Here is a 12,765-nt window from a genome sequence, read left to right on the forward strand (position 1 = left end):
TCATCCTTCCGCTTTAAGTTCTAATACCATATCGCGCAGTTCCGCTGCGCGTTCAAACTGCAGGTCTTTGGCTGCCTGTTTCATTTCGTCTTCCATTTGGTCGATTACTTTTTTCCGCTCCGTTTTGCTCATTTTATCGAGAGCCGGTTTATCAATATCCGATGAATCCTCCGAGCTGACCGTCGCCTGAATCAGGGCAGGAATTTCTTTTTGGATCGTTTTCGGTGTAATGCCGTATTTTTCGTTATGCGCTATCTGGATCTCGCGGCGACGGTTCGTTTCACTGATCGCCACGTCCATCGAACGCGTGATTTTGTCTGCGTACATAATAACATGTCCGCGGTCATTCCGGGCAGCACGGCCCATTGTCTGAATGAGGGAGCGTTCCGCGCGCAGAAAGCCTTCCTTGTCCGCATCCAGAATGCCAATCAGCGACACTTCCGGAATATCCAGGCCTTCCCGGAGAAGATTGATGCCGACCAGAACATCAAACTGGCCGAGACGAAGCTGGCGGATGATGTCGATCCTCTCGAGCGTTTTAATGTCCGAGTGCAGATACTTCACCCGGATGCCGAGCTCTTTTAAATAGTTGGTCAAATCCTCCGCCATTTTCTTGGTGAGCGTCGTTACGAGCACCCGCTCATTTTGTTCCCGCCGTTCATGAATTTCGCCGATCAAGTCATCGATCTGCCCTTCAATCGGCTTCACTTCCACTGTAGGGTCAAGCAGACCGGTCGGCCGGATAATCTGTTCGATGACTTCCGGGGCGTGTTCAAGTTCATACGGACCCGGCGTCGCGGAAATGAACATCGCCTGGTTGATCCGCTCTTCAAATTCATCAAATTTCAGCGGGCGGTTGTCCATCGCAGACGGAAGACGGAAGCCGTGGTCCACAAGCACCTGCTTTCTTGCTTGGTCCCCGTTGTACATGCCGCGCACCTGCGGAAGTGTAACGTGGGATTCGTCCACCACGAGTAAAAAATCATCCGGAAAATAGTCAATCAATGTATACGGCGCATCTCCGGGATTCCGGAAGGTCAGATGCCTCGAATAGTTCTCGATGCCGGAGCAAAAACCCATCTCCTGCATCATTTCAAGGTCGTAGTTCGTCCGCTGTTCGAGCCGCTGCGCTTCAAGCTCCCGGCCGTCTGCCCGGAACTTCGCGAGCTGTTCCTGAAGCTCCTGCTGGATATTTTTAATGGCCCGTTCCATTTTTTCTTCCCGCGTCACAAAGTGGGATGCCGGGAAAATTGCCGTATGTGAGCGTTCACCGATAACCTCGCCGGTCAAGGCATCCACTTCGGTGATCCGGTCGATTTCATCGCCAAACATTTCGACACGTATGCAGTGCTCGTCTCTTGAAGCCGGGAAAATCTCGACGACATCACCTCGCACGCGAAACGTCCCGCGCACGAAATTAATATCGTTACGTTCGTATTGAATGTCCACAAGCTTCCGTAGAATCTGATCCCGTTCAATCTCCATACCGGTCCGGAGCGAAAGAACCAGGTCCCGGTACTCCTCCGGCGAACCGAGGCCGTAAATGCAGGAAACACTGGCGACGATAATAACGTCTTCCCGCTCAAATAAGGCGCTCGTCGCCGAGTGCCTTAGTTTGTCAATTTCGTCATTAATACTCGCGTCTTTTTCAATAAATTGGTCCGTCTGCGGTACGTAGGCCTCCGGCTGATAGTAGTCGTAATAACTCACAAAGTATTCTACCGCATTGTTTGGAAACATTTCCTTAAATTCATTATATAACTGCCCGGCAAGCGTCTTATTGTGTGCCATGACAAGCGTCGGCCGGTTCACTTCTGTCAACACGTTGGATACTGTGAACGTTTTGCCGGTTCCTGTCGCTCCGAGCAGTGTCTGGTATCTTTTGCCGTCGCTCAACCCTTGAACCAGCTTTTCAATCGCCTGCGGCTGGTCACCCGCCGGGTTATATTTACTCGCCAGTTCAAATGTTTCGTTCATATTAGTCCCTCACTTCCTGTCTGCGTTCCGGTCATATGTCTATTTACTATACCACATGAAGATTGGAAAGAAACAACATAAAAACGAACGTATATTCGCTATAATTATTGTACTCCACTCCCCGGTAATTGCAAAGAAAACGACATTTCCCCGGCACCATACAAAAAAACAGAACCCGGCAGAGGGTTCTGTTTTACTGGGCCGTATGCATGCTTTCCGGTTCCGTTCGTTCTTTATTAATCATCAATATTCCAAGCTGATGGTGCTGATTGCTGTAAAGCGCCGCCTGCGCCTGGCGGAGCTCTCCGTTAATATCCTCCACATCCAGCCGGCAATAGGCGGAATTTTTCTGCACCGACCGGTACAGGCTCGCTTCATCATATACTTTTTCACTGTTCACCCGCCGGATGACTTCACCTGCTTTAATATGCATGCGGTCTGCCGGCGACTCCGGCAGAACAGCGAGTACGGATATTCCGTCGCCGCGGAGCGTATAAAGAAAATTGCTTTTAGCTGAACTGCCGGCGGCAATGGTTACCCATTCCCTCAGCAGAATCAGGACAGCCGTAATTACCGGAATAACCCATCCGCTGTAAAAATAAGCAAGTGCTGCTCCGCCGCCGGCAAGGACTGCGATTCGCACGACCCACCAGCCGGCTGCCCGCACCTGCACAGCTGCCAGACGGTCGAAGGTTTTCATACGTATGCCGATCACTGCCGGCAGCAAAAGAAGAGAAAAAGCGGTCCCGCCCGGAAGAAGCGGCCACCAGCCTCCCGCTTCAACAGCGCCCCCCGGGATGAACAGAAATACCGGGAGCATCCAAAGACGGTGCGTGACCTGGCCTCCGATTGGCTTGCCGCGGCGACTGGCTGTCCAAAGGGGAGAAAAAAACTTTGTCCCATTCCAGACAATCAGTATTCCTTCTGCGAGCGTGAGCACTGCGAGCCACACCATCAGAGAAAAAGCATCAAAGCCGTTTCCAAGCCAGGTTCCGGCAGAGAAAAACGGCACCGCGACCCCGGCAGCATCCAGCGCCAGAGCAGCTAAAAAGGACGTTCCCCACACGTGCAGAGCGGTCAGCCAGCGATGCAGGCCTGACACTGCCAGCAGCGCACTGATCACCATCGCAAGCACCACTGCTCCAAGAGGCAGTGAAATGCCCGTAACAATAGTGACGACTGAGACAAAAGCAGCGATTACTATCGCTGGAATAACGCTCATCGTCAATTCCATCAGCATGGGATACATTTTTGCATGAAACATTTTCCGTTCTCTTTTTACCCGAAGATAACCAACCATAAGCATGGCTGCTATCATTATGTAAGTCAGCGGGTTCAGAAAAAACCACGCTAACGCAGGACCAATTTCACCGATTATTCCCTGCATCCACTATTTCCCCCTTTTCTTTGGACCGGGCAGGACCCGGCCACCGGTATTATCCAGCTTTCATTTATTGTTCTGCGACTGTATCAAGCGCGCGCTGCAGCTGCTTGTCATTGTCCCTGTTCTGAACGTTTTCAAGCACAAAATCATTCAGCACATCTGCTGTTTCCGGTGTCAGCGTACCAGTAGCTTCCAGGCCTTCCTGTTCCTCCTGGAAATCTTGTACTGCTGCTTCCGTTTCTTCGCTGTAGTACCCATCCTCACGTCCCGGATCGAATCCGGCTCCTTTTAAGAGCGTCTGCGCGGTGGCAATGTTCTCTCCAGTCGTGTCCGGCTCCAGGGCTTCATCAATGGATAAAATAGATGCCTGGAAATAGTCAGGCTGCTCCTGTTCAATGGTCGGCTCCACGCCTTCTTCATTGATCCAGTTCCCATCCGGGGTCAGCCATTTGGAGACAGACAGCTTCACATCGCTTCCATCATCCAGCTCCATCACCTGCTGGACCGTTCCTTTGCCGTAGGTGTTCTGCCCTACCAGCTCAAAGTTTCCGGACTCTTTCATCGCAGCTGCCAGAATTTCAGAGGCAGAAACACTTCCCTGGTCAATCACGCCGACCACCGGATAGTCTTTGTTCTTCTCTAAAGATGAGGTTACTTCTGAAATTGTGCCTTCCCGGTCTTCAATTTCGACTACCGGCTCTCCGCCCGGAATAATCATGCTGCCGATGTCTTCCACCGCGTTCAAATATCCGCCCGGATTTCCACGGACATCAATCACAAGGCCGTCAATGTTTTCACTCTCCACCTGCTCGAGCTGGGTTTCGAATTCATCGGCTGTATTTTCAGAAAATGACGATACATTCAGATAACCGATGCTTTCGCCATCCTGCTCAATCACTTCACCCTCTACGGTTTCGATCGGAATTTCATCGCGCTCCACTTCAACATTAAAAGGCTCCCCGCTTCCCCGCTGCACAGTGAGATTCACGTTCGTTCCTTTTTCTCCGCGGATTTTCAGGACCGCTTCATTGAGCTCCAGATTTTCTGTGCTTTCTCCGTTAATTTCCAGAATATCATCATTCGGCTGCAGCCCGGCGGCTTCTGCCGGAGAATCGTCGATTGGAGAAACGATAGTCACTGCGTCCCCGGATTTGTTTACTTCAGCTCCAATGCCTTCGAAGGACGACTCCAGCGACTGCGTGAATTCCTGTGCTGTGCTTTCGCTCATATAACTGGAGTGAGGGTCATCGAGTTCTCCGATCATTCCTTCGATAGCCCCCTGCACCAGCGCATCGTCATCCACTTCTGTCATGTATTCGGAGTCAATCATATCGTACACAGAACTGATTTTACTTAAGTCTTCTTCTGAAACGTTTTGCGTTCCACTATCCGAACCGGATTCGGACAGTGAAGGTGAGGACGCTCCCGACTCTCCTCCCCAGACAGAAGCACCTACGACCGCGCCTCCGGTCCCGGCTGCCGCTGCTGTGACCAGAATTGCTGCTGTCACTTTGATGTTTTTCTTCATCTATTTCACTCCAGCTTTATTAAAGTCATAACCAAACCATAGACTATACGAAGGAGGAATCAGCTGGGTGAGCTGTTCCTCCGAATCGAAAACGGCGAGCCGTCCCGGGGCCTGCGAAGCAGGTCAGTTCGATGGTCTCACAAACGTGACGCCCTTCATCGAACTTCCTTTTTTGACCCAACGCTCTGCGCTTTTCTTACTGTCCAGTTCCAAGGCGCAGTCGCTTCTTCCGTTGTCTTTCTCTGCCCTCCCTGCCTTTAGGCAGCTCCAGGCAGAGAACCGACAGCCGTAGAAGACTCCTACCGGCACCTTTCTACTTTTCTTATTGTCCAGTTCCGCCACCCAGCTGTCCAGTCCGTTGGCTGCACCCTGGCTTCACCGTCTCGCGACGCTTCCAGCCAGGTTTTCGCCAGCCGGCTGGAGCAGCTGTTCAGGGTTACTCCACCTTTCTTTAGTGTAGCATGAACTTCTATGGTTCTGAAACACAATGTTGGCGCTTCCGCTTTTTTTACACAGAGTTGCCCTGATTCTCAAATCCCTGGCCAAGCACTTCTGAGGCGTTGCTCACAACCACAAAGGCTTCGGGGTCCTGCAGCTGAATCACACGCTTCAGCCGGGTAACTTCCCCCCGGTTGACGACGCACATCAGCACCGGGCGTGCGTCATTGGTAAAGCCTCCGCGTCCTTCAAGTTTGGTTACCCCGCGGTCCACTTCTTTTAAAATTGATTTACGCACCGTTTCCTCGTGCTTTGTAATTACAAAAGCCACCTTGGCATAGCCCAGACCAGTCTGCACGACATCAATGGTTCTTCCAGTAACAAATAACGAAATAAGGGCATACAGCGCGAACTCCAGGCCAAATATAAACGCCGAGCCCGTAACGATCAGTCCGTCCATAATAAAAACCGAGGTACCGAGCGTCCCCCCGGCGTATTTATGAATAATTTGAGCTAAAAGATCCGTGCCTCCGGTTGAAGCACTGGCACGAAACACCAGTCCGAGACCGAAGCCCACTCCGATCCCGCCAAACAACGCACCGAGCAGCGGGTCATCGATACCGATGTCCCAGTTTCTCGTGAAATAAACAATAAACGGCAAAAAAAGCGTCCCAATTATCGTTTTTGCCCCGTACTGGAGGCCTCCAAGAAGCAGGAGACCGAGAATGAAAAGGAGAACGTTGGTGATTCCTATCGTCACAGCCGGTTCTATGTTCAGTGCAGCCTCCAGCAGGGTCGCCAAACCGCTTACCCCTCCGGATGCGATCGAGTTCGGCAGTAAAAAAGCGTTATATGAAACAGCCACCACGGCCGTCCCGGTAAAGATCTGGATCCCGTTGACCCATTTCAACGCTGTTTTTGACATTGGTTTTCTTTTTCGGTTTACCATTACACTTCCTCCTTTTGGTTTGACGTAAAAAGAGCCTGCGCGAACGCAGGCTGCTGATTTTGCCCTCTGTTATACTTTCATGCTTGCACGCAGGTACTCATCAATGAACGGGTCAAGATTGCCGTCCATCACTGCCTGCGTGTTTCCCATCTCCACATTCGTCCGATGGTCTTTTACCATGTTATACGGATGGAAAACGTAAGAACGGATCTGGCTTCCCCAGCCGATTTCTTTCTGTTCTCCGCGGATTTCATCCATTTCCTGCTGGCGCTCTTCGATCTGGCGCTGATACAGCTTCGCCCGCAGCATTTTCATCGCCTGGTCCCGGTTTTTCAACTGGGACCGCTCGTTTTGGCAGGTGACGATGATGTTTGTCGGCAGGTGGGTGATCCGCACTGCGGAGTCAGTCGTGTTTACGTGCTGCCCGCCGGCACCGCTCGCACGGTACGTATCGATTCTCAAATCCTCCGTCCGCACTTCCACTTCCACGGAGTCTTCCATCTCCGGCATGACTTCGCAGGAGACAAATGACGTATGCCGGCGCCCCGAGGAGTCAAACGGGGAAATACGCACGAGCCGGTGCACGCCCTTTTCTGCTTTCAAAAAACCGTAGGCATTGTAGCCCTTGATCATCATAGTGACGCTTTTCAGGCCGGCTTCGTCCCCAGGAAGATAATCCAGGGTTTCCACTGTGTAGTTTTTCTTTTCCGCCCAGCGGGTGTACATCCTAAGCAGCATGGACGCCCAGTCCTGCGATTCAGTACCGCCGGCACCGGGGTGCAGCTCCAGAATTGCATTGTTTTTATCGTACGGCTCGCTGAGAAGCATCTGCAGCTCAAACTCGTTAATATCTTTTTTCAGCTGCTTCGTGCCTGATTCAAGTTCTTCTTTTAAATCTTCATCGTCTTCTTCCTTTACAAGCTCATAGGATACCTCGAGATTTTCATGCTGCTCCTCGAGCCGGCGGTAGCCTTCGGTAATATCCTTTAACGCATTGTTTTCATCAATAACTTTTTTGGAAGCGTCCTGGTCATCCCAGAAGCCCGGGTGGGTCATCTTTTCCTCGAGTTCGCTGATGCGCTCTTCCTTTACTTCGAAGTCAAAGAGACCCCCTGAAGTCCGCTAATCGCTTAGCCATATTTTCAAGTTCGTTTCGAATTTCTGCCATATCCATGTGAGAAATCCCCTTTCTGAATGTAGGTGGCAAGGAAAAAGCCCGAAGCTAAGCACTTCGGGGCTTGTCCCTGCCGTTTTCGTTTCTTATTACCGTTTGTTCGGTACCGGCATCTTCCGGTTGCCGTTTGTCGGCGCTGTTTTCTTTTTGTTTTTCGGCTGCTCTTCTTCTGCTTCCTGTTCGTCCTGGCGTACTGCTTTTCCTTTAGCGACTTCCTGACGCTGCAGGTTTTCTTCGTTCACTTCCGATTTGATTACGTACGTAGCTACTTCTTCTTCAATCGACGCAACCATATCTTCAAACATGTTAAAGCCTTCGAATTTGTATTCACGAAGCGGATCATTCTGGCCGTAAGCCCGCAGGTGAATACCCTGGCGGAGCTGGTCCATCTGATCGATATGGTTCATCCACTTCCGGTCCACCGACCGGAGGAGCAGCACTTTTTCGAATTCACGCATGGATTCTTCGTCAAATTCCTGCTCTTTTGCTTCGTAGTTACCTTTTGCCGTTTCCCATACCTTTTCGATAACTTCTTCCTGTTCAAGACCTTTAACGTCCTGCTCTGTCAAGTCGCCTTCATTCAGCACGGTCGTGTTCAGGTAATGAAGCATGCCCTCCAGGTCCCAGTCCTCCGGCACCTGTTCCACCGGCGTATAGGCTGCAACGATATTTTTCACCGTAGACTCAAGCATCCGGAGCACAATGTCACGCAGGTTGTCCGACTCGAGCACTTCCATCCGCTGGGCGTAAATAATATCACGCTGTTCACGCATGACATCATCGTACTGCAGAATCTGCTTCCGTGAGTCGTAGTTGGCGCCTTCCACCCGCTTTTGTGACTGTTCCACTGCCCGGGTGACCAGCTTGCTCTCGATCGGCTGATCTTCATCCATGCCGAGTCGCTCCATCATGCCGCGCATGTTGTCGGATCCGAACCGGCGCATCAGCTCATCCTCCATGGACAGATAAAACTGGGAAGCACCCGGGTCTCCCTGACGTCCGGCACGACCGCGGAGCTGATTGTCAATCCGGCGGCTTTCGTGCCGTTCGGTGCCGATGACAAACAGCCCGCCGAGGTCCGCTACTCCGTCCCCAAGCTTGATGTCGGTACCGCGCCCAGCCATATTGGTCGCAATGGTGACAGCACCGTGCTGGCCGGCATTTTCAATGATTTTCGCTTCATTTTCATGATTTTTCGCGTTCAGGATACTGTGCGGCACGTTTTTCTTTTTCAAATACCGTGATATCAGCTCTGAAGTATCCACGTTCACCGTGCCGACAAGCACGGGCTGACCGGTTTCGTACAATTCAGCGATCTTTTCGGCTGCAGCCCTATATTTTGCTTCCCGGGTCTTAAAGATCAAATCAGATTTGTCTTCGCGGACAACCGGTTTGTTTGTCGGTATCGAAATAACGTCCGTGCCGTAAATATTGCGGAATTCTTCTTCTTCCGTTTTCGCTGTACCGGTCATCCCGGCAAGCTTCTGATACATCCGGAAGTAGTTCTGGAACGTAATCGATGCGAGCGTCATGCTTTCCTTCTGCACCCGCATGCCTTCTTTCGCTTCAATGGCCTGGTGGAGGCCTTCACTGTAGCGGCGGCCGGCCATCAAACGTCCGGTAAACTGGTCCACGATGACCACTTTGCCGTCCTGCACTACATAGTCCTCGTCCCGGTGCATTGTCACATGGGCTTTTAATCCCTGATTGATATGGTGCAGCAGCTGCACGTGCTGCTGATCATACAAATTCTCTATTTGAAACGCTTTTTCCGCCCGGGTAACACCTTCATCAGTCAAAAGCACTGTTTTGGTTTTTTCATCAATCGTGTAATCCCGCTCTTCCTTCAGCCGGCTCACAAATACGTTAGCCGCTGCGTAAAGCTTGGTCGACTGCTCCACCGATCCTGAAATAATCAGCGGCGTTCTTGCTTCGTCGATCAAAATCGAGTCGACTTCATCGACGAGGGCAAAATGCAGCGGCCGCTGCACCATTTGTTCTTTGTAAAGAACCATATTGTCCCGCAGATAGTCAAAGCCGAACTCATTATTGGTCCCGTATGTGATGTCAGCCAGATAGGCTTCCCGCTTCGCTTCTTTGCTCATGTCTTTTAAATTCAGGCCGACAGTCAATCCAAGGAACCGGTAAAGCTCACCTAAAGTTTCGCTGTCACGCTTGGCCAGATAGTCGTTGACGGTAACAACGTGCACGCCTTTGCCGGTAATGGCGTTTAAGTAGACCGGCATGGTCGCGACCAGGGTCTTCCCTTCCCCGGTTTTCATTTCCGCAATGTCGCCGTCGTTTAATACGATGGCACCCATCAGCTGTACGCGGAAAGGAGTCATTCCGAGTACGCGTGTCGACGCTTCTGCGACAACCGCATAGGCTTCCGGAAGCAGCTGTTCAAGCTTTTCCCCCTGCTGATAGCGTTCTTTAAATTCTTCTGTCTTGCGGACAAGGTTCTCATCACTTAAAACCTGGACATCTTCATAAAAAGCCTCTATTTTTTCCGCTTTTTTCTCCAGTTTTTTTACATATTTCTGATTTGTATCTCCAATAACTTTCTTCAATAAACCTCTCATGGTTTAATCATCGTCCTCTCTTTCGTACCATCTAGCCGAAATACGATTGACGCGCATAGTTGTTTTAATTGTTAATAAGGGCCCGAAGCCTGATTTATCTGTAGTTTTACATATATAAATGAATCGTTGTATTTCTAAGCATCACCGTATATTTTAACAGTATTCCACTATTGTTACAACGAGTACCCCATGCTCCCGGAAAAACTAAAACAAGCCCTGCGCATTACCCGCGCAGGACTTGTTGACTCATATAATTATTCTTCCGGCTCAATCAGGCCGTAGCGCCCGTCACGGCGTTTGTATACGACTGAGGTATCACCGCTGACAGAATTAGCGAAGACGAAAAAGTTGTGGCCGAGCATATCCATCTGAAGGATCGCTTCTTCCGTATCCATCGGCTTTAAATTAAACCGTTTGGTCCGGACGATTTCAAGGCCGTCGTCCTCTTCTGTCACTTCATCAGTTAGCGGACCTTCTTTCACCCCGCCATTGGCAATTTCTTCATTTAATTCTTCGATATTGGTTTTAAATACTTCCGATGTTTTGCCGTTCTGGCGGAACTTGCGGTTTACTTTCGTTTTATATTTTCGAATCTGCCGTTCGAGCTTGTCCGTCGCAAGATCGATCGCCGCATACATATCCGTATGCGTCTCTTCTGCACGGAGGAGCAGCTGCGGCATAGGGATAGTCACTTCTAAAATTTTCTCGCTGTTTTGAACTTCCATGTTCACATGGACGTCCGCCACAGGGGTTGTATCAAAGTAACGTTCAAGCTTGCTCACTTTCTTTTCTACGTAACCTCGAAGAGCTGGAGTCACCTCTAAGTTTTCCCCGCGAATGTTAAAGTTCATCAAGTGAACCCCTCCTTATCGTTATGTGTCTACTTTCTATATTCCTTTTGCGGAATCCTTTTCAAACAACAAAATTTTTTAAAAAAGTGAAAAGAATCTGGCATAACAATAGGGTCTCAGGACTTATGAAACAGATAAAACCCTTTTAATTGTAAACGTTAACTTAATCAGGGAATTATGTAAAAAAGCCACGCCGGAGCAGTCCGGCTCAGCCTTTTATTATAATCCAATCGAAATATATTTTGTTTCGAGAAACGGCATGATGCCCTGATGTCCGCCTTCGCGTCCGATACCGCTTTGCTTCCAGCCGCCAAACGGGGCCTGGGCCGCGGACGGGCCGCCGTCATTCCACCCGACAATACCATATTCGAGTCCTTCGGCAATTTTCATGCCCCGGGACATGTTTTCGGTAAAGAAGTACGAAGCAAGACCGAACGGCGTGGTATTCGCCAGCTTGACGCCTTCTTCATCACTTGTAATTTTCTGTACCGGTGCCACCGGGCCAAATGTTTCTTCGTGCATAATGATCATGTCATGGTTGACGTCGCGGAGAACGGTCGGTTCAAAGTAGTAGCCGCCATCCTTTTCATAACCGTTACCGCCGGTGACAACTTTCGCGCCTTTATCGACGGCATCCTGCACGTGGCGCTCGACTTTGTCATAGGCGTCTTTATCAATCAGCGGGCCGACCTTCACGTCTTCGTCCATGCCGTCGCCGACCTTCAGATCCTTGCATGCATCCGCAAATTTTTCGACAAACTCTTCGTATACCTTTTCCTCGGCATATACACGGTTGACGCAAATGCACGTCTGGCCGGACGCACGGAATTTCGAGGCCACGACGCCGTTGACCGCTTTGCCGATATCCGCATCGTCGAGGACGAGTGCCGGCGCATGGCCGCCGAGTTCAAGCGACAGCTTTTTAATATCCTGAGCACCCTGCTCCATCAAACTGCTTCCGACTTCGGTGGATCCGGTAAAGGTGACCTTCCGGACTTTTTCGTTCGACATCAATTCATTGCCGATAGCCGATGAGCTCTGGCCGGTCACCAGGTTAATCACACCTTTTGGTACGCCCGCTTCTTCACATATTTCCACGAAACGCACGGCAGACAAGGGCGTATTCTTTGCCGGCTTCAGCACGATCGTGCAGCCTGCGGCAAGGGCCGGTCCTACTTTACGGGTGATCATTGCCTGCGGAAAATTCCACGGCGTAATCGCGCCGACCACGCCGACGGGCTGGTGAATCACCATCAGCCGCTTGTTTTCCGAATTAGAAGGAATCGTCTCACCATACACCCGTTTCGCTTCGTCCGCGTACCATTCAATGAAAGAAGCCGCATAGGCCACTTCCCCTTTGGCTTCCGCAAGCGGTTTGCCCATTTCCTTTGTCAGCAGTTCGCCGAGTTCATCCTGGCGCTCCATCATGAGGGCGTGAATCTTGCGAAGAATGTCTGCCCGCTCGTACGCGGTCGTCTTCGACCAGGAATCAAACGCTTCGTGCGCAGCATTGATCGCTTCTTTTGTTTCCGCTTCCCCTGCGTTTGCCGTCTCTCCCACCACTTCTCCGTTGGCCGGGTTTACAACGTCAATGGTGCCTTCATCTGCCTGTTTCCATTCACCGTTAATATATATTTTTCCAAACATACAATTATTACTCCCTTTCATGCGGATTGTGCATCGTTCGTTCTATACCCGCAATTTCCAATTATTATTCTGCTCATTCATAAATCAAGCCGCTTCCTATTTTAGAATAGGACACGGGCAGGCGCCCCTATTTCAAAATAAAGCCTAAACGTGCGTATCCCCTTGTATTCCGGCGCTCCGCGAAATATGATAGTACCAGGCAGCAGAACTTTGGCTGCTTACTCTTCTACATATT

At 50.6% G+C, this 12,765-nt stretch carries 8 protein-coding genes; all 8 read right to left on the reverse strand.

The features are described 5' to 3' along the window. Positions 1–1,977, reverse strand: a complete 1,977-nt coding sequence (gene uvrB / locus BLV22_RS07575) for an excinuclease ABC subunit UvrB (RefSeq protein ID WP_091613455.1) — start codon at positions 1,975–1,977, stop codon at positions 1–3. A gap of 193 nt (positions 1,978–2,170) precedes the next feature. Then, entirely contained in the window at positions 2,171–3,364 is a 1,194-nt protein-coding gene (locus BLV22_RS07580) for a PDZ domain-containing protein (RefSeq protein ID WP_091613457.1), read from the reverse strand. A gap of 64 nt (positions 3,365–3,428) precedes the next feature. Next, entirely contained in the window at positions 3,429–4,889 is a 1,461-nt protein-coding gene (locus tag BLV22_RS07585) for a S41 family peptidase (RefSeq protein ID WP_091613460.1), read from the reverse strand. Positions 4,890–5,397: 508 nt separating this feature from the next. Then, positions 5,398–6,276, reverse strand: a complete 879-nt coding sequence (locus tag BLV22_RS07595) for a YitT family protein (protein ID WP_091613465.1) — start codon at positions 6,274–6,276, stop codon at positions 5,398–5,400. A 69-nt stretch (positions 6,277–6,345) separates the two neighbouring features. After that, positions 6,346–7,450 (reverse strand): peptide chain release factor 2 gene (gene prfB / locus BLV22_RS07600; RefSeq protein ID WP_143030964.1). Its coding sequence is split into 2 segments (ribosomal slippage): positions 6,346–7,377 and positions 7,379–7,450, totalling 1,104 coding nucleotides; the frame shifts between segments, so codons are not numbered across the junction. A gap of 89 nt (positions 7,451–7,539) precedes the next feature. Beyond that, the gene (secA, locus tag BLV22_RS07605) at positions 7,540–10,032 is read right to left on the reverse strand and encodes a preprotein translocase subunit SecA (protein WP_091613467.1); all 2,493 of its coding nucleotides are present in this window, start codon (positions 10,030–10,032) and stop codon (positions 7,540–7,542) included. 254 nt (positions 10,033–10,286) lie between these two features. After that, on the reverse strand, positions 10,287–10,883 hold the full coding sequence (gene hpf, locus BLV22_RS07610) for a ribosome hibernation-promoting factor, HPF/YfiA family (RefSeq protein WP_091613470.1): 597 nt from the start codon (positions 10,881–10,883) through the stop codon (positions 10,287–10,289). Positions 10,884–11,102: 219 nt separating this feature from the next. Further along, a complete protein-coding gene (locus BLV22_RS07615; protein ID WP_091613473.1) occupies positions 11,103–12,530 on the reverse strand; it encodes an NAD-dependent succinate-semialdehyde dehydrogenase in 1,428 nt (475 codons plus the stop codon). Positions 12,531–12,765 lie beyond the last annotated feature (235 nt).

Origin of the sequence: Marinococcus luteus, from assembly GCF_900106595.1 — a bacterium.
GTDB classification, from domain to species: domain Bacteria; phylum Bacillota; class Bacilli; order Bacillales; family Marinococcaceae; genus Marinococcus; species Marinococcus luteus.

Bases quoted from the DNA above. Each gene is read 5' to 3' on its own strand.
- uvrB (WP_091613455.1), bottom strand. From the start codon at position 1,977: ATGAACGAAACATTTGAACTGGCGAGTAAATATAACCCGGCGGGTGAC.
- BLV22_RS07580 (WP_091613457.1), bottom strand. From the start codon at position 3,364: ATGCAGGGAATAATCGGTGAAATTGGTCCTGCGTTAGCGTGGTTTTTT.
- BLV22_RS07585 (WP_091613460.1), bottom strand. From the start codon at position 4,889: ATGAAGAAAAACATCAAAGTGACAGCAGCAATTCTGGTCACAGCAGCG.
- BLV22_RS07595 (WP_091613465.1), bottom strand. From the start codon at position 6,276: ATGGTAAACCGAAAAAGAAAACCAATGTCAAAAACAGCGTTGAAATGG.
- secA (WP_091613467.1), bottom strand. From the start codon at position 10,032: ATGAGAGGTTTATTGAAGAAAGTTATTGGAGATACAAATCAGAAATAT.
- hpf (WP_091613470.1), bottom strand. From the start codon at position 10,883: ATGAACTTTAACATTCGCGGGGAAAACTTAGAGGTGACTCCAGCTCTT.
- BLV22_RS07615 (WP_091613473.1), bottom strand. From the start codon at position 12,530: ATGTTTGGAAAAATATATATTAACGGTGAATGGAAACAGGCAGATGAA.